Annotated in this window: 15 protein-coding genes; 6 read left to right on the forward strand and 9 right to left on the reverse strand. The window is 70.5% G+C overall.

The genetic code is table 11. The annotated features are described in order from the left end of the window. Positions 1-8: 8 nt before the first annotated feature. Together ACFWZ2_RS07920 and ACFWZ2_RS07925 are read right to left on the reverse strand one after the other, a co-directional pair. Positions 9-1,415: an alpha/beta hydrolase gene (locus ACFWZ2_RS07920; RefSeq protein WP_384543477.1), complete on the reverse strand. Its 1,407-nt coding sequence runs from the start codon at positions 1,413-1,415 to the stop codon at positions 9-11. A 300-nt stretch (positions 1,416-1,715) separates the two neighbouring features. Further along, positions 1,716-2,306: a TetR/AcrR family transcriptional regulator gene (locus ACFWZ2_RS07925; RefSeq protein ID WP_384543479.1), complete on the reverse strand. Its 591-nt coding sequence runs from the start codon at positions 2,304-2,306 to the stop codon at positions 1,716-1,718. Positions 2,307-2,390: 84 nt separating this feature from the next. Here ACFWZ2_RS07925 and ACFWZ2_RS07930 point away from each other — a divergent pair, with 84 nt between their 5' ends. Beyond that, positions 2,391-3,452: a saccharopine dehydrogenase gene (locus ACFWZ2_RS07930; RefSeq protein WP_384543481.1), complete on the forward strand. Its 1,062-nt coding sequence runs from the start codon at positions 2,391-2,393 to the stop codon at positions 3,450-3,452. Here ACFWZ2_RS07930 and ACFWZ2_RS07935 read toward each other — a convergent pair. Then, entirely contained in the window at positions 3,438-4,346 is a 909-nt protein-coding gene (locus ACFWZ2_RS07935) for a helix-turn-helix transcriptional regulator (protein ID WP_384543483.1), read from the reverse strand. The two genes, ACFWZ2_RS07930 and ACFWZ2_RS07935, sit on opposite strands and share 15 nt — an antisense overlap. Before the next feature lie 241 nt (positions 4,347-4,587). Between ACFWZ2_RS07935 and ACFWZ2_RS07940 the strand changes: the two genes are divergently transcribed. After that, positions 4,588-5,517, forward strand: a complete 930-nt coding sequence (locus ACFWZ2_RS07940; RefSeq protein ID WP_384543485.1) for an MBL fold metallo-hydrolase — start codon at positions 4,588-4,590, stop codon at positions 5,515-5,517. Between the two features lie 52 nt (positions 5,518-5,569). Continuing rightward, positions 5,570-7,018, forward strand: a complete 1,449-nt coding sequence (locus tag ACFWZ2_RS07945) for a carboxylesterase/lipase family protein (RefSeq protein ID WP_384543487.1) — start codon at positions 5,570-5,572, stop codon at positions 7,016-7,018. Between the two features lie 50 nt (positions 7,019-7,068). Here the strand turns inward: ACFWZ2_RS07945 and ACFWZ2_RS07950 are convergent, their stop codons facing one another. After that, complete coding sequence (locus ACFWZ2_RS07950; RefSeq protein ID WP_384543489.1) at positions 7,069-7,662, reverse strand: DinB family protein; 594 nt, start codon at positions 7,660-7,662, stop codon at positions 7,069-7,071. Positions 7,663-7,788: 126 nt separating this feature from the next. Between ACFWZ2_RS07950 and ACFWZ2_RS07955 the strand changes: the two genes are divergently transcribed. Next, positions 7,789-8,373: a hypothetical protein gene (locus tag ACFWZ2_RS07955; protein WP_384543491.1), complete on the forward strand. Its 585-nt coding sequence runs from the start codon at positions 7,789-7,791 to the stop codon at positions 8,371-8,373. A 23-nt stretch (positions 8,374-8,396) separates the two neighbouring features. Here the strand turns inward: ACFWZ2_RS07955 and ACFWZ2_RS07960 are convergent, their stop codons facing one another. Then, positions 8,397-9,248 (reverse strand): MurR/RpiR family transcriptional regulator, encoded by an 852-nt coding sequence (locus tag ACFWZ2_RS07960; RefSeq protein WP_384543493.1) that lies wholly within the window; start codon positions 9,246-9,248, stop codon positions 8,397-8,399. Positions 9,249-9,423: 175 nt separating this feature from the next. Here ACFWZ2_RS07960 and thrC point away from each other — a divergent pair, with 175 nt between their 5' ends. Beyond that, complete coding sequence (gene thrC, locus ACFWZ2_RS07965) at positions 9,424-10,440, forward strand: threonine synthase (protein WP_384543799.1); 1,017 nt, start codon at positions 9,424-9,426, stop codon at positions 10,438-10,440. A 93-nt stretch (positions 10,441-10,533) separates the two neighbouring features. Here thrC and ACFWZ2_RS07970 read toward each other — a convergent pair whose 3' ends face one another. Then, positions 10,534-10,836, reverse strand: a complete 303-nt coding sequence (locus ACFWZ2_RS07970) for a hypothetical protein (protein ID WP_384543495.1) — start codon at positions 10,834-10,836, stop codon at positions 10,534-10,536. Positions 10,837-11,032: 196 nt separating this feature from the next. On the opposite strand from ACFWZ2_RS07970, the gene ACFWZ2_RS07975 reads away from it, so the two are divergent. Then, complete coding sequence (locus ACFWZ2_RS07975) at positions 11,033-12,256, forward strand: Ig-like domain-containing protein (protein WP_384543497.1); 1,224 nt, start codon at positions 11,033-11,035, stop codon at positions 12,254-12,256. A gap of 58 nt (positions 12,257-12,314) precedes the next feature. Here the strand turns inward: ACFWZ2_RS07975 and ACFWZ2_RS07980 are convergent, their stop codons facing one another. From ACFWZ2_RS07980 to ACFWZ2_RS07990, 3 genes are all read right to left on the reverse strand, one after another. Then, the gene (locus ACFWZ2_RS07980) at positions 12,315-12,788 is read right to left on the reverse strand and encodes a cupin domain-containing protein (RefSeq protein ID WP_384543499.1); all 474 of its coding nucleotides are present in this window, start codon (positions 12,786-12,788) and stop codon (positions 12,315-12,317) included. 107 nt (positions 12,789-12,895) lie between these two features. Next, positions 12,896-15,499, reverse strand: a complete 2,604-nt coding sequence (locus tag ACFWZ2_RS07985) for an acyl-CoA reductase (RefSeq protein WP_384543501.1) — start codon at positions 15,497-15,499, stop codon at positions 12,896-12,898. Then, positions 15,496-16,662 (reverse strand): acyl-protein synthase, encoded by a 1,167-nt coding sequence (locus ACFWZ2_RS07990; RefSeq protein WP_384543503.1) that lies wholly within the window; start codon positions 16,660-16,662, stop codon positions 15,496-15,498. The genes ACFWZ2_RS07985 and ACFWZ2_RS07990 overlap by 4 nt, the downstream gene beginning before the upstream one ends. Positions 16,663-16,680 lie beyond the last annotated feature (18 nt).

A 16,680-nucleotide genomic window follows, 5' to 3' on the forward strand; every position in this document is an offset into this window, starting at 1 on the left:
GAGCCGCCTCACCCCGTCGGTTCGACGGCGGGGCAACTCGCGCCGCGTGCCGGGACCTTCAGCGATATCAGATAGTCGTCTATGACCTGCTGCGCGCAGGGACTGCTGGAGTACGTGCCGTGGCCCCAGCCCCGATAGGTGTGCAGTACCGCGCTGTTGCCCAGCTGTTCGGCGACGTTGGTGGCCCAGTTGTAGCCGGAGGCCGGGTCGTGGACCGAGTTGGTCAGCAGGATGGGCCGGCTGTTGCGCACCTTCAGCCGATGCTGGGGGTTGTCGGGTTCAGGGGCGCCCAGGCAGGCCGAGACGGACATCAGGGCGCGGGGATACTTCATGTCCGGCGCGATCCTGGCGATGCGGCGCAACTCCCTTGCGTAGTCCTGGTAGTTGCTGACCGGCAAGGCCCAGTCCTGACAGAAGACCTCGAACGGATTGTCCCCGAGGGCGGGTTCGGCTGTGTTCCGGGGATTCCCGTCGGCCGCCGCAGTCGTCCGCTCCGTCCCCGCCCCGCTCCCACTCAGCCGCTGCAGAAGGTCGCCCAGCTTCGCCCACTCGGGGTCGTACAGCAGCTTCATGACCATGACGTTCAGGTCGAACGGGGCCAGCGCCGTGCCGTTGTCCCACAGCTCCCCGCGCTCGACCCGGTCCAACAGGTCCGCCCAGAGAGCCCGCACGTCCGCACCGTGCAGGGCGCATTTCTTGGCCCGCCCGCACCACGCCACGAACTCGTCGAAGGAGTCCTGCAGCGTGGCGGCCTGAGTGGAGAGGAACCCTCTCGTCTCCAGGCTGTGGTCCACCACGGACTCCAGGGTCAGGGCGCGCACCCGCTCCGGGTACTGCTCCGCGTACTGCTCGCCGAGCAGCGTGCCGTACGAACTGCCGTGGAAGGTGAGGGAGTGCTCGCCGAGCGCTGCCCTGATGGCGTCGAGGTCCTTCACCATGCTGAGGGTGTCGACGTGATCGAAGAGCCCCTTCTGGGTGTTCTTCCTGCAGTCCTCGCGCAGGTCGCGGTTGTACTTCACCATGGCGTCGAAATCGGCCTGGCTCTTGATGACCGTCGGCGGACGGCTGCCGAGGCGGTCTTGCGTACAGCGGATCGGATTGCTGATCCCCACGCCGCGCGGGTCGAAGCTGACGATGTCGAACCGGCTGCGGAGGCGGTCGCTGAACCGGCGCATGTTGCCCTTGTCCACGATCCGCCGCACGCCCGAGTCCCCTGGCCCGCCGGGCCCGAACACCATGGAGCCGACGCGTGCGTCGGAGTCGGTGGCCTTGCGCCGGGCGAGCTGGAGGCCGAATCTTTCCCCGTCCGGCTTGCTCCAGTCCACCGGCACCGGGAGCTCGCCGCATTCCGCCGAGGCGTCCTCCTCGCACGGCTTCCACGCGATGCGCGAGCCCGCCCCCTCCGGCCCCGGCACCCGAGCCCCGCTTGCCTCTCCGCCGTCCCGTCCGTCCCCTCCGCCGGGCGCCCCCATCGCGCCCTGTGCACCCATGGCACCGACCAGCACGGCGAGCGCTGCGCCACAGGCAAGGGGTAACCGCCTTCTCCAACGGTGGTTGTGCCGCTCACCCGATGCATGACTGTCCACCACAGTGACAACTCCTTAGGCCGACCCGAGGCCTCGATCTTCGCCCGCCGCAGGCTCCGCCGGACATCCGGCAAGACCCTGAATCGCCCCGTAGGGGTCGGACCGAAGCAGCCCTGGATCATCCAAGAGCTAAGGGGCCGCAGGGGAGTTGAGGCCACCGACGATCAGGCCGGACAGTGCGGTGATCGCCGCTTCGGTGGTCGTCCTGTCCCGGTTCAGCTCGGCGGCGATGGCCTCGGCCGCGCCCAGGACGCCGACGCACCGCAGGCGAAGGGCCGCGGGCGCGAGGCCGGAGTGGGGCCGGAGTGCGGCGGTCATCAGGTCGGTGTAGTCGTCGAGCATCTCGTACTGCACCGCCTCCATCTCCGGATTTCCCTTCAACGCGGCGGAAACGGAGGCGAGTTCGGGCATGTCGGTGGCGCAGGCGAAGTGCGCGGCGCTCAGGACGCGGGCGACCTGGTCGGCGACGGGCGGGGCATCCCGCAGTGCCTGGGCGATCGCGCCCCGGTGGCGTTCGTCCAGGCGCCGGTGGAGGGCGAGCAGGAGACCGGGGCGGGTGCCGAAGTGGTCGTACACGATCGGTCTGCTCACCCCGGCCGCCTCGGCGAGGGTGACCAGGGTCAGGCCGTCGGCGCCCTGGGTGCGCACGATCGTCACGGCGGTGTCGAGCAGTTGCTCCCGCCTGGCCTGCTTGGACAGCCGGGTCGTCGTGGTGGTCATGGTCCTCCGTTGTCCGGGGCTCCAGCCTATGTTACAAAACGTAGGCTACAAAATGTAGCTTCGTTGCGGTGAGAGGAATCCACAGTGCAACTGCCGGAATCAGTACTGATATTGGGCGGCTCGGGACAGGCCGGATCAGGGACCGCGGACCTCCTGCGCCGATGGCACCCGGAGCTGCCGCTGACCATCGCGGGCCGCGACATCGAGCGCGCGCGGCGGGTGGCCGAGGGGCTGGGCGCCGCGACGGCCGTGACCGTCGACCTGGGGCGCGGCGATCTCGGCCTCCCGCCCGATCACCACTACTCGGCGGTGGTCGCCGCCCTGTGGGACGACCGCCTGCACGGGCTGCACTACGCACAAGACCGCGGTCTGCCGTACCTCAGCATCTCCAGCGCCCTGGTGGAGATCGCGCCGGAGGTCATCGTGGCGGCTCAACGCACCATCGCCGCACCCATCCTGATGGCCAGTCACTTCTGCGCCGGTGCCGTCGCCCTGGCGGCGCTCGAACTGGCCGGGGAGTTCGGCCGGGTCGACACCATCCACATCGGCGCCGTACTGGACGAGTCGGACACCGGAGGGCCCGCGGGCGCGGCGGATCTGGCGCGGTGGGCCACCGCCACCACGGCGGGAACGGTGCGCCGTGACGGCGTCTTCACCTGGGTCGACGGCCCCGATGCGACAGTGGATGTGCCCAGCACCGACGGAGTCGTTCTGCCCGGTCAGAGCATCGCCGTCCTCGACGTGCCGAGCCTCGCCATCGCGACGGGCGCGCCGAACGTCCGCCTCGCCTTCGCCGTCGGTGAATCCGCGGCGCGGCGCCGCGGCGAACACCCTTCCATCGAGGTCCGGTTCGACCTCGAAGGCGTGGACCGAGCGGGCGCACCATGCCGTACGAGCAAGTACCTCGTCCACCCGGCGGGACAGCGCCCCCTCACGGCGCTCGGCATCGCACTCGGCGTCGAACGACTGCTGGGCCTGCGCGGCGAGGCCGTGCCACCGGGCCTTCACACTCCTGAGGCCTTGATCGACCCGGCGTATGCGGTGGAGCGGATGGTGGAGATCGGCGCGACGTTCGTCGACGCCGCCCTTGCCGGTTCGGCCTTTGCTGAAGTTCCTGGGAAGGTCCCGGTTTCAGGGGGCTTGTAGGGTCTCTCGATCCATCGGCGCCCGGGTGCCGCTGCCGTTGCCGTTGCCATTCGCCTGTCGGAGGAGCGCGAGGGCCTCCTCCGAAGAGGAACCGGCGGGGGTGGTGCACACGATGAGCACCTGGCCCGGTGAACGGGCGATCGACAGTGTCTGCTGGGTCACCGTCACCGTGCCGACGACGGGATGGTGCAGTTCGTACGACGCGGCATCGCACGGTGCCACCCGGTGGTCGCCCCACAGCGCGACGAACTCCGGGCTCTTCATGGTCAGTTCGCCGATCAGCTCCGCGAGCAGCGCGTCCTCCGGGTGCTTGCCGACGGCGATGCGCAGGTTGCCGACCACCGCACGCGCCTTGCGCCGCCAGTCCGCGTACAGCTCCTGACAGTGCGGGTCCAGGAACAGCAGTCGGCTCATGTTCGGGCGCCGCGCCGGGGTGTCCGGGCCGTGGAAGTCCAGGTGACCGGCGAGCAGGGCGTGTCCGAGGGTGTTCCAGGCCAGCACGTCCGTACGGCGGCCGAGCACGATCGCGGGGACGCCGTCCACGGCACGGAGGAGGTCCCGCGTTTCGTCGGTGAGCCTCTCGGGCCGCGGGCGGCGCAACCGGGGCGGGTGCCGGGCGGCGCCCGCGAGCCGGTCGAGGTGCGCGCGCTCATGGTCGTCGAGGAGCAGGGCGCGGGCGATCGCGTCGAGCACCTCGGTCGAGGCCCCGCGGGACAGGCCCTGTTCCAGCCGTGCGTAGTACGAGACGCTGACGCCCGCCAGCTGGGCCAGTTCTTCGCGCCGCAGCCCGGCCACCCGCCTGCGGGGCCCCAGGTCACGCAGGCCGACGTCCTCGGGGCGCAGCCGGGCGCGGCGGGCTTGGAGGAAGGCGCCGAGTGTGCCGGGTCCGTTCATGGACCCCAGTATTCGGCGCACGGTCCGGTCCCAGCCACACCCTGCGAGGGATACGACAGCGCGGGAGTGGTGTGTGCCTGCCCGGGTGTCCAGGCTCGGAGTTGTTCGGCACCTCGTCGGAGTTGTTCGGCACCTCGTCGGAGTTGTTCGGCACCTCGTGGGACGCGAGGTTCGGCCGCTCCGGCCACTCCCCGAGACCCGACGTTCGGTACTCCCGAGACTCAAGGACGGACCACACCCCATGGATCGCAACCCCACTCCGGAGCAGGCGCAGATCACCCTCGGCGATGTCACCGTCACCCGCGTCAAAGAGTTCTACGGCTCGGTCGAGATGCCCCCGAGCCGCTTCTTCCCCGACAGCCCCGGCGGCGCGTGGGACGAGCACCGCGACTGGCTGGCGCCCGACTTCTGGAACCCGGAGGCGGACGAGTGCCGTTCGGCGATCCAGTCCTGGCTGCTGCGCAGCGAGGGGCGCACGATCCTCGTCGACACCGGCGTGGGCAACCACAAGGACCGGCCCTACGCACCGGTGTGGAACCGCCTGGACACGCACTACCTCGACCACCTCGCCGCAGCCGGGGTGCGGCCCGAGGACGTCGACATCGTCGTCAACACCCACCTGCACATCGATCACGTCGGCTGGAACACCCGCCTCGACGGCCGGACCTGGGTGCCGACCTTCCCGAACGCCACGTATCTGATGACCCGGCGGGACTTCGAGTTCTGGGACCCGGCCAACGGGCACACGACCGTGCTCGGCCGCGGCAACCAGAACGTATTCGAGGACAGCGTCACACCCGTCCACGAGGCGGGGCTGACGCGCCTGTGGGAGGGGACGTACCGGATCGACAAGAACCTGCGCCTCGATCTCGCCGCCGGGCACACCCCGGGCTCCTCCGTACTCACCCTGGAATCCGGCGGCGACCGGGCCCTGTTCGTCGGCGACCTGGTGCACACCGCGCTGCAGATCGTGGAGCCGGAGACCAACTCCTGCTTCTGCGAGGACCCGGTGCGGTCCCGCGCCACCCGGCACAAGCTGCTCGGCCGCGCCGCCGAGGACAACGCGCTCGTCTTCCCCGCGCACTTCGGTGGCAGGGGCGCCGTGCAGGTCGCTCGCAGCGGGTCGAAGTTCGCGATCAAGGGGTGGGCGGGGTTCTCCCGCATCTCCTGACGGCGCCTTCGATGTCCCTTTGCTCTCCCCTTCCAGAGAGGAAACGTGTCCCGTGCCCCGACAGGCAGACCCCGTCGTCGAAACCCCGGCGGGCGCCGTGCGCGGCGTCCGTGACGGATCCGGCGAGCGCTACCGAGCCCTTCCGTACGCGGCGGCACCGACCGGCGCCGCCCGTTTCGCCCCGCCCGCACCGCACCCGGGCTGGTCGGGCGTCCGCGACGGTACGCGGCCCTCGCCCACGGCTCCCCAGCCGACCCGCGACTTCGGCCGGCTCGACATGAGCCCCTACTTCGGGCCGGGCTGGGTGCCCGGCGAGGAGTACCTGACCGTCGACGTCCACACGCCCGGCGCCGACGGTGGCAGGCGTCCCGTCATGGTCTTCGTGCACGGCGGCGGGTTCGTCACCGGCTCGAACCGCGCGGCGCTGTACGACGGCCGCGCGTTCGCCCGCGACGACGTCGTCCTCGTGACCGTGAACTACCGCCTGGGCATTCCCGGGTTCCTCGATCTGGCGGGCGCTCCGGCCAACCGCGGACTGCTCGACGTGCTCGCGGCACTCCGCTGGGTACGCGATGCGGCCGCGGCGTTCGGCGGCGACCCCGGCAACGTCACGGTCTTCGGCCAGTCCGCGGGCGCCACGCTCATCGGTGCGTTGCTGGCGACGCCGGAGGCGGGCGGCCTGTTCCGGCGGGCGATCGTCCAAAGCGGCAACGGCACCGGGGCGTTCACGCCGGAGCAGGCGCGTCGGGTCACCGTGGCGGCGGCCGCCGCGCTGGGTGTCGAACCGACAGCCGAGGCGTTCGCGCCGATCCCGGACGAGAGCTTCCTGGCGATCCTGCCCGCGCTGTCCGGCCTCGACCTCCGCACCGACACCGCCACGGACCCGCTCGCCGGGCTCAGCCCGTTCAGCCTGGTCCTGCCGGTCCAGTCGGCCGACGCCCTCGCGGACGGCCCGGCCCGCGACGTCGACCTGCTCATCGGCACCAACACCGAGGAGGGGCATCTCTACCTCGTACCGCAGGGCCACCTGGACTCCACGACGGAAGCGGACGTGCGCACCCTCGCCACCCGGGTCCATGCGACCCCGGAATCCGCCCTCGCCGCCCTCACCGCACACCGCGCGGCACGTCCGGACGCCACACCGGGCGACCTGCGCTCCGCCGTGCTCGGACAGACCCTCTTCGAGGCCGGTACGACGCGTCTGGCCCAGGCCCACGCCCGGATCTCGGGCGGTCGCACGCACCTCTACTCGTTCGCGTACCGCTCGACGGCCCTCCACGGCCGACTCGGCGCCGCCCACGCCGTCGAACTCCCCTTCGTATTCGACCTCGCCGACCAACCCTGGCTCCACGGGACCACCCGCCTGCTCGGCCCCGCCCCCGCCCCCGCAGGACTGGCGGCCCAGGTACACGGCGCCTGGGTCGCGTTCGCCACCACCGGCAACCCGGGCTGGGCTCCCTACGATCCGCAGCGGCCCGTGCCGGAGATCTTCGGCGGCTGAGCGTCCCCCTCTGGACGGTCATCTCGGTCCAGGCGTGAGTGTCTGCGGTCTCAGTCCTGATCGGGCTGGGCGGCGGCTGCTCGGGCGGCCCGCTCGATCTTCGCGCACTGGGCATCCCAGAGGGCCGCTTCGGCGTGCGGGGCCGCGAGTTCAGCCGTTGTCCCTGTCGAGCCGTCTAGTTGCTCGCGCAGGATGTCGGCATGCCCTGCGTGCCGGGTGGTCTCGGTGAGCATGTGGGTCAGGACGTTGAAGAGCTTCACATCGGGACGCGGCCACCAGGGCACGTGGCCGGGTGAGTCGAGGGTGAGCGTGGTGATCGTCGCGTCCGAGTGCTCCCAGACGCGTCGGTAGCGAGCGATGACCTCCTCGCGCGTCTCCTGCTCGGACACCCACAGGTCGGCACCACGCTCCCTGGCGTCGTCCCACCGGGGCAGAGGCTCGGGGAAGGGGCGGGCGAAGACCTCGCCGAAGTACCTGGACTCCCAGAACGACAGGTGCTTGACCAGGCCGAGAAGATTGGTTCCCGATGGGGTCAGGGGGCGGCGGATGTCGTATTCGCCAAGTCCGTCGAGCTTCCAGAGCATCACCTCGCGCACATTTCGCAGGTCGCTGTGCAGATTCTCTTTCGCGAAATCATCGATCACGGGCCAGGAGCCTGCCACGCCCCGTCGTCCTGCTCAATGGACGGACGATCAGTCCTCGGCAGAGTGCATGCCGCGGACGAACGTGCTGGCAACGGCTACCGGCAGGTCCTCGTACACAATGACGGGATGGACGTCCCCCAACTGCTGGAAGCGGCAGCCCTGCTGGTCCCGGAAGACGTTGCCGACGAGGGCGACGTGACGGTGAGCGATGTCTGGGAGTGCCTCGTGCGCGACGAGTGGGAGGTGGCGATCGGGCTGCTGGAGGAGTGCGGGGGCGAGCGGGCGTTGTCGCTTGAGTTCTGGGAGGCTCTCGCCGCCGCTGCCGAGCAGTTGAGGTTGGAGAGGAGTGCTGCCTGGTGTCGCTGGCGGTGCTACGAAGCCCGATGTGGCGTCATCCGGGCGGACCTCACCCTCAGGCCTGTCGGCGAGGCTCGTCGACGGACGCCGTTTTCGGGGGCCGGTGTGCTTAGGCCCATGTGGGAGATCGGGAATCGCACCCCGGCGGGGGAGCCGACACTCCATGTGGCCGCTCTTTGGGCGGAGTTCGTGCCCTTCGTCGAGCCGGGTGGTCGGGCCACCGTGCGTCTCGCGCCGCTCGATCGGTCGGGGTGGCAGAACCTTCGGCCTGGGCAAGTGATCACGATGCATGAGGACATGACCGTTGCGGGTACGGCGGTTGTTCTGGACGTTCGGTGCCCGGTCGCCGGGTAGCAGGGGGCCCTGCGGCGGGGTGCCTAGGGCCGCTGAAGTTCCTCGGTCAGCGCGTCGAGTTCCGCGAGGCGTTCCGTGGGGCCCGCGAGGTGGGGGACCGCGGCGACGAGGATGAGTTCGGTGACGGCGACGACGTGGGTCAGCGGGGCGATCGGGCCGGCGGCTTCTCGGGGGAGTTGGAGGAGTACTTCGGCGTCCTCGGCGAGCGGTGACTCCCAGGCGTCGGTGACCAGTACGAGTCGGGCGCCCCGTGCCCGGGCGGCCCGGACGAAGCGCTCGACGTCGGCGGCGTAACGGCGGAAGTCGTAGGCGACGATCAGGTCGTGCCGACCGAGGTCGACCAGGCACCGGGCCCGCGCAGCCGTCCCCGCCGGGACCCGGTGGACGCCGGGGCGCAGCCCGGAGAGCTGTCGTACGAGATAGTCGGCGGCGAGTTCGTTGAGCGGGCCGCCCACGGCCCAGACGCTGCCCGCGCCCGCGAGCAGCGCGCCGATGCGGCCGAGGAGTGTTTCGCTCGCGGCCTCGATGGTGCTGCCGAGCCCGGCGAGCAGTTGCTCGGCGGCCTGGTTCGCCTCGGTGGGGGCGGTGCTGACGAACTGGCGGAGCCGGGACTGGTCCTGCTCCTTGACCTGGGTGCGTACGGCGTCCTGGAAGTCGGCGAAGCCGCTCCAGCCGAGCCGGGTGATGAGGCGCGATGCGGTGGGCGGGCTGACCTTGGCGCGGTCGGCGAGGGAGCGCAGGGAGCCGAGGGCCGCGAAGGGGTAGTCGTCGAGCAGTACGCGCACGATCGCCTGCTCGCCGCGCGGCAGTTCGGGATAGATCTCGCTGAGTCGCGCGGTCACCAGGTCCGGGCGGCGGCTTGGGTCGTACGGCATGGGCTTGATCGTACGTGGCCGCCTGGCGTGCGCCTTCATGAAACGAATGTTACGCCGCATGGAGTGATGGCGATGTAGAGTAACGATCGTGACTCTTCAAACCGTGAACACCTCCGAGCCCGGACAGGGCACCCTTCCTGCCTGGCAGGGGCTGATCCACGCCTACGGGTCCTGGATGCCGGGAGTGACCGACCGCACGCCGGTCGTGACCCTGCACGAGGGCAACACCCCCTTGATCCGGGCGGGCCATCTCTCCGATCTCACCGGCTGCGACGTGTGGCTGAAGGTCGAAGGGGCCAACCCCACCGGCTCGTTCAAGGACCGCGGCATGACGGTGGCCGTCAGCAAGGCGGTCGAGTCCGGCGCCGACATGCTCGTGTGCGCGTCGACCGGCAACACCAGTGCCTCCGCCGCCGCGTACGCGGCCCGGGCGGGGATCAAGGCCGTCGTGCTGGTGCCCAAGGGCGCCGTGGCGCTCGGCAAACTCGCCCAGGCGGTGCGGTACGGCGCCGAGATCGTCGAGGTGACCGGCACGTTCGACGACTGCCTGCGGATCGCCCGCGAACTGGCCGACGAGCACGCCGTGGCCCTGGTCAACTCGGTGAACGAGCACCGCATCGAGGGCCAGCAGACGGTGGCGTTCGAGATCGTGGACGCGCTGGGCGACGCCCCCGACCTGCACTGCCTGCCGGTCGGCAATGCCGGGAACATCACGGCCCTCTGGCGCGGCTACTCGGCGTACGAGAAGGCCGCCCGCGCCACGCACCGCCCCCGGATCTGGGGCTTCCAGGCGGCCGGTGCGGCCCCGCTGGTGCACGGCAGGACCGTCGAGACGCCCGAGACCGTGGCCAGCGCCATCCGCATCGGCAATCCGGCGTCCCGGGACGGGGCACTGGCCGCCCGCGACGAGTCCGGCGGCCTGATCGCGGCTGTCGGCGACGAGCAGATCCTCGCGGCGTACCGCCTGGTCGCCCGCCGCGAGGGCATCTTCGTGGAACCCGCGTCGGCGGCCGGTATCGCGGGCCTCCTCGCCGAACACGCGGCGGGCCGGGTGGCCCCCGCCCAGCGGATCGTCATCACCGTCACCGGCAACGGCCTGAAGGACCCGGACGTGTCGATGCTGGGTGGCTACGACTCGGTGGAGACGAGCACGGCCACGTCGGACGTGGCCCGGGCGCTCGGCCTGGCCTGACCCGGCGAGCTGACCCTCGCCCCCTTGCGGGAGGAGCCGGGCGCGCCGGGGAAGCCGGAGGAGAGGGGCGGCCCGGCGGTCGTCGCCGGTCGCTCAGACCGTGTTGCAGAAGAGCGCGACGGTCGGCAGGCACATGCCGAGCAGGCTGAGCAGCCAGTACTGGGACTGGCTGAGGTGGGTCCGGCGGGCGAGGGGCCGGTTGGCCGCCCACCAGAGGAAACCGCAGGCGGCGACCAGGGGCCCGAACAGCGCGACGACGACCCCCAGGCCGTCGTTCTCCTCCGGTGCCGGATGTGCCCATGTCGCGGCGATGTACCACAGCATCCAGAGCGGGATCACGGCCGGGATTCCCAGGAGGACATTGAAGCCCAGCGCCGCGTACCACCGTCTCACCATGCCCCCGCCCCTTTGATCATCTGGTGGAGACAGTATCCGGCGACGGATGTCCGCCGCGGATCGGGTCGCGTCGCCAGGCGTATGTCCGGCGGTGGACGACCGGGCGGTGGGCGAAACAGTTTCGAAAGGTCGGTCCCCTTTATCTTTTCTTTCGGGGCCTTGTCGCAGAATGGGTGGCCTCTTTCATCAACTGCGAATGGAGAAGCGTGTGACGGCGGAATACAGGAGCCGCAGGAACCTGCTGTCCGCGTCCGCACTGCTTGGCACGGGGCTGTTGCTCTCGGCATGCGGTGTCGAGAAGAAGAGTGGGGGGAAGGGGGCGGACGCGGACACCGCCAAGGATGTGTCGAAGGCCCGAATAACCATCCTGCCGAAGAACGGCGGAACCAACACGAGCATCAACAAGGACACGAAGGTCACCGTCAGCGACGGCAAACTGACCCGGGTCACGATGAAGGATTCCACAGGCAAGTCCGTGCGGGGCTCGATGGCCGCCGACGGCAGGAGCTGGCAGCCCGACGGGCCGTTGGAGCGCGGGACCGTCTACAAGATAGCCGCGACGGCCAAGGACTCCAAAGGCCTTGAGGCCCACGGGAATTCATCGTTCACCACCGTGTCCAAGGCCAACAGTTTCATCGGCCACTTCACCCCCGAGGACCGGTCCACCGTCGGCGTCGGCATGCCGGTCTCGATCACCTTCGACAAGGCGATCACCGACAGGAAGGCCGTCCAGTCCCGCATCAAGGTGACGTCGAGCACGGGCCAGGAGGTCGTCGGCCACTGGTTCAGCGGTCAGCGCCTCGACTTCCGACCGGAGAAGTACTGGACCGCGGGCTCCACCGTGACGCTGAAGCTCGACCTCGACGGGGTCGAGGGGGCCAGGGGCGTCTATGGCATCCAGCACAAGACGATCACCTTCAAGGTCGGCCGCAGCCAGGTCTCCACCGTCGACGTCGCCACCAAGAGCATGAAGGTCACCCGCGACGGCAAGACGATCAAGACCATTCCGATCTCGGCGGGCTCGGCCAAGAACCCCACGTACAACGGTCAGATGGTGATCTCCGAGATGTTCAAGGAGACCCGGATGGACGGCTCCACCGTGGGATTCGGCGGTGAGTACGACATCCCGGACGTGCCGCACGCCATGCGCCTCTCCACGTCGGGAACGTTCATCCACGGCAATTACTGGAGTGCGGACTCGATCTTCGGCAACAGCAACACCAGTCACGGCTGCGTCGGCCTGAACGACGTCAAGGGCGGGAACGACCCGAGCCAGCCGGGTTCCTGGTTCTACCGCAACTCGATCGTCGGCGACGTGGTCGTCGTCAAGAACTCCCCGGACGACACGATCAAGCCCGACAACGGACTGAACGCCTGGAACATGAGCTGGGCCGACTGGAAGGCGGGCTCGGCCGTCTGAACGCCCACTGGCCGGGCCCGCCCCCAAGTGCTGTGATGCGTCTCGGATTACGGGTGGTTCACCGTCGGGCGTCGCACTTGCTCAGGTCGGGCTCGGCGAGCGGCTTTCCCTCCGGGGTCACATAGGTCACCCAGAGGACCACGTCCTTCTTCCCTTCGTTTCGGCCCTCGTGGACGTATCCGCTGCCTTCGACGATCGATTCACCCGCCGAATAGGTGTGTACGCCGCCGGGATACACCGGCGCGTAATGCGTGAGCTTTCCCGACTTCACCACGCCGATCAGCCGGCCGTAGTGACAGTGCCGGCCCGTGCTCGCCCCCGGCGAGAGGGTGATCTTGCGGTAGTTGACCTGGACGTGACCGTCGACGTCGACGCGCACGGAACCCTTCTGCTTGCCCTCGGCGACCTCCTTGATGACGGGAGGCGTCGACTGCTGACCCTCGGCGGACGCGGCGGGCAGGGTCACCGCCGCCGTCACGACGAACACCGAAGGGACGGCGGCAGCGGCCAGGGCACGACGGAATCTGCGCATGCGGGGCACCTCTCGATGGGTGGGAGGCGGAAGCTACCGTCGGCGTCCCCTCTTGTCACCGGAGGCGGTCAGGGGCCGGGACCGCGATCGGCCCCGGCCCCGCGCGGTCACGCCGAAGCGGCCCTGAGGTCGATCACCGTACGCAACTTGCCGCTGCCCGCGGTGCGTTCGAGGTCACGGCCGTCGACGATCTCGACCGCACAGGTCAGCAGCCCCTCCTCGACGACCGCCGCGCCGAGCTCCGGAACGGCCGACAGGAACACGGCGCGCGCCCGCTCGGGATCCGTGGCGTACGCCCGGTCCATGCGTACGGTCAGGTGCTCGCGGGCGGTTGCGCCGCTCAGGACCAGCTGCAACTCGCCGCGGTAGCCCAGCTGTTCCTGCGCGGTCTCCACGAAGCGGCGGTAGTTGTAGAAGTAGGTGCCCACGCGCACCACATCGCCGTATCGGCCGAGGAGTTCGATGCGAGGGGTGTGACTGCCGCACGGGCAGACGCCCTCCACCGCGCGGCCCAGGTCGCCGATCTGGTAGCGCTCCAGGCGCTGGCCGGAGCGGGCGCGGCTGGTGAAGACCAGGCGGCCGGGCCGACCGGTCGCCACCGGCAGGTCCTCCTGCGGGTCCAGGATCTCCAGGGTGTGCAGATCCGTCAGGACGTGGTGCACCGAGCCCTCGGCGTGCGTGCACTGATGGCCGAGCGGACCCAGGTCCGTGCTGCCGTAGGAGGCGGAGCGGATGACCTCGACGCCGAAGGTGTCGGTGAGGATCCGGCGCTGCTCGGCGGTGAAGTGCTCGCCGCCGTAGAAGACCTTGCGGATCCCGCCGTACGAGCGGAGCAACTCGCCCTGTGCGTGGAAGAGTTGCCACAGGTAGGAGGGCATGCCGAAGACCGCGTCGGCGCGCTGGGCGACCAGGGCCTCGGCGACCGTGGCGTGGTCGGTGCCCGCGGCCAGCGGGATCTGGGTCGCGTTCAGCCGCTCCAGGATGGAGAAGAAGCTGATGAACCCGCCGTACATGCCGCCGCAGTAGAAGAGGTTCGCCGCGCGGTCGCGGGCCGGGTCGAACCCGGCGGCGAGCAGCCCGTGGGCGGCGGCCCGCATCTGGGTGTCGTAGTCGTTGTTGGTGAACACGGACAGGGCCGGGGCGCCGGTGGTGCCGCCGCTGCGGAAGTAGAGGTGGGCGTGCTCGGGTGCCAGGGCGGCCAACTGCCCCTGTACGTCCGCCTTGCCGAGGAGGGGGCCGGTCGGTGGGGCGGGGGTGGGAGTGGCGGCGACGAGGTCGTCCAGGCAGCCGGTGGTCCCGAAGGTGTGGTCGGCCTGGACGCTGATGCGGCGGCTGTAGCGCTGGAGGGCGTAGACGCCGTCGTGCGGCTCGCCGTCGTAGCTGTCCAGCATCGCGCCGACCGGGGTGACGCGCAGCGCGCCCGCGGTCAGCAGGGCGCGGGAGAGCCGGGCGAAGTCGGCGCAGCCGCCGCCGACGGCGGCCGTCTGGAGGTAGCGGCGCATCGGCCGCAGCGTGGCGCCGATGTCCCGGGCGGGCAGCGGCTTGACCCAGACGCTGCGGTGCAGCGGCGATGCGGTGAGCGCGGGCCGGGTGTCGGCGAGGACCCGCCAGGCGCCGTCCTCGGCGGCGACGACCTTCGTCAGGCCCAGGTGCTGTTCGAGGCGGGCGAGGAGTTCGGCGGTGGTGATCTCGGCCTGCTCGGCGGCGCTCAGGTCCGCGGCCGTGCCGGTCCCGGCGGCGAGTGCGGCGGCCGATGCCTTGGCGAGGACGGGCGCGAAGTCCTCGGCGAAGGCGAAGACCTCCTCGGCGTCCTCGGTGTCCAGATAGACCACCTGCGGGCTGGAGCACGCCTGCTGGTCCAGGCGGCAGACGTCCGCGGCGAGGGCCTCAAGGGCCACCGGGTCCTGCCATGCGTCGCGGGTCAGATAGGCGAAGGAGATCTTGTGACCCCACTCGATCAACCGGCAGCCGGGCGGCGCGAGTTCGCCGACGGAGGCCACCGCGTCCTCGCCGCCCCACACGGCGATCGCGTCCGCGGGCGCGCACATCAGCCGCAGCCAGTCGCGGCGGGCGGACGGGAACCGCAGGGCGACGACACGGCGGGCGAGCGCGCCGGTGGGGTCGGCGGCCGCCAGTTCGGCGAGCAGGTGCAGGGCGAGCGGGGTGTCGCCGCTGCTGGTCTTGAGTACGTTGACGTTTCCGGCCAGCAGTCCCTCGACGACGCTCAGCGGGGCGACCGCCGCCGCGTTGCCGGGGGCGATGTGCGTAAGGAGGCCGACGGGGGCCCACGCCTCGAAGACGGTCTCCCGGGCGTCGGGTCTGGTGAGGCGGCCGGGTGCCGTGCCGCCCAGCTCGCGCCGGAGCTTGCGTTCCAGGGCGGGCCTGGCGAGCGCGGCGGACAGCTCGGTGAGGGTCGCTTCAACCTCGGTGAAGTCGTCGGTAGAAGCGGCGAGTTGGGTGAGGAGCCGGTCTCGTACGGCATTGCCGGAGTCGCCCAGCGCGACGCTGAGCGCGTCACACGCGCGCAGCACGGTCTCGGTGGGCAGCGGCTCGGCCAGGGCCTCCTCGACCAGGTCAGGGAGATCCGCAAGGCGGGCGGCGGCCTCGGCGCCGTCGATGAACTCGCCCTGCCAGAAATGGAGTTCGCCGGTCACTGCGGAAGCCGCTTCCTTGTCCTTGTGCGTCGTCTCGATGGTCGTCGCGGTGCTCATGCGCGTCCCTTCAGAAGTTCGGCCGCGGCCACCGCGCAGCTGCGGTTGCGGCTCACCCCGGCGCGCCCGTGGACGGTGAACCACGGTGTGGGCAGCGGGCAGCCGCACTCCTCGGCGGGGTGCAGCGAGGCGAGGTCGCCCATCACGACGCTCTGCGCCGGTACGGACGTGATGTACGGCGAGACCAGATGCAGGAAGCCGCGCTCCCCGTACCCCAGCGGCCGCAGCGTGCGGGTGTCGCGCACCGCGGCCCGCGACCACACGGGCACATGCAACCGGTGCTCGGAGCATTCGATGTAGGGCACGCAGTGCTCCACCGAGCCGAAGGTGTCCCGGATCCGCTCCGGCTCGACGCCGAGCAGCTCGGTCACCCGCGCGTAGAACTCCGCCTTGCCGATCTGCCGGTCGGCATGCCCCTTCCAGCCGCCGCCGAGGACCACGAGGGACCCCGCGGGCAGCTCGATCGGCGGCATGCCCTGGGCGCGCATCCGCTCCAGGGTGAAGTGCAGGAACGCGGGGAAACCGAGGATGCGGACCGGCAGGCCCTCCTCGGCGTACTGCCGCAGCGCGCTGATGCAGCCGTGCACATCGAACTCGTGGCCCTCACCGGTGTGCCGCAGCGCGTGCGTGACGCCCTTGGCCGGGGCGAAGTCGCACAGATAGTTGTCGGTGAAGGAGGTGCCGAGCCGCATGCTCGGCGCCGGTTCGTAGCTGTACAGCAGGTAGTTGACGGGCTGGTCGGGGGTGATCCAGCCGTAGTGGTCGAAGATCCGGGCCACCATGCGCTGCGCGGCGCGGATGGTCCACTCGTCGAAGAACATCTGCGACTTCTGGCCGGTGGTGCCGGACGACGTCAGATGCAGGAAGACGTCGTCGCGGGGGACGGACAGCACCTCGTGGCGCTTGAAGAAGGTGGCGTGGACCAGCGGGGTGCGGACGTCCGCACCCACCGTCGGCGCCGGGGCCTCCGGCACGTCGGCGAGCAGCGAGCGGAAGAACGGCGAGCGGGCCGCGTGCCAGTCGTTCGTCTCGGCCATGGCGGCCGCGAACAGCGCGTCGGCGTCCGGCCCTTGGGCGTACGGCTCGGTCAGGTCGCAGAGTCGCTGGACGTGGGCCAACGCCTCCGGGTCAGGGACGTGGACGGGGGCGAGATAGGGGTTCACCCGGGAATTCTGGGATTC

The sequence above is a fragment of the Streptomyces sp. NPDC059002 genome (assembly GCF_042740435.1).
Taxonomy (GTDB): Bacteria; Actinomycetota; Actinomycetes; order Streptomycetales; family Streptomycetaceae; genus Streptomyces.

Bases quoted from the DNA above. Each gene is read 5' to 3' on its own strand.
- ACFWZ2_RS07925 (WP_384543479.1), bottom strand. From the start codon at position 2,306: ATGACCACCACGACGACCCGGCTGTCCAAGCAGGCCAGGCGGGAGCAA.
- ACFWZ2_RS07935 (WP_384543483.1), bottom strand. From the start codon at position 4,346: ATGAACGGACCCGGCACACTCGGCGCCTTCCTCCAAGCCCGCCGCGCC.
- ACFWZ2_RS07940 (WP_384543485.1), top strand. From the start codon at position 4,588: ATGGATCGCAACCCCACTCCGGAGCAGGCGCAGATCACCCTCGGCGAT.
- ACFWZ2_RS07955 (WP_384543491.1), top strand. From the start codon at position 7,789: ATGGACGTCCCCCAACTGCTGGAAGCGGCAGCCCTGCTGGTCCCGGAA.
- ACFWZ2_RS07960 (WP_384543493.1), bottom strand. From the start codon at position 9,248: ATGCCGTACGACCCAAGCCGCCGCCCGGACCTGGTGACCGCGCGACTC.
- thrC (WP_384543799.1), top strand. From the start codon at position 9,424: ATGCCGGGAGTGACCGACCGCACGCCGGTCGTGACCCTGCACGAGGGC.
- ACFWZ2_RS07970 (WP_384543495.1), bottom strand. From the start codon at position 10,836: ATGGTGAGACGGTGGTACGCGGCGCTGGGCTTCAATGTCCTCCTGGGA.
- ACFWZ2_RS07975 (WP_384543497.1), top strand. From the start codon at position 11,033: ATGGAGAAGCGTGTGACGGCGGAATACAGGAGCCGCAGGAACCTGCTG.
- ACFWZ2_RS07980 (WP_384543499.1), bottom strand. From the start codon at position 12,788: ATGCGCAGATTCCGTCGTGCCCTGGCCGCTGCCGCCGTCCCTTCGGTG.
- ACFWZ2_RS07985 (WP_384543501.1), bottom strand. From the start codon at position 15,499: ATGAGCACCGCGACGACCATCGAGACGACGCACAAGGACAAGGAAGCG.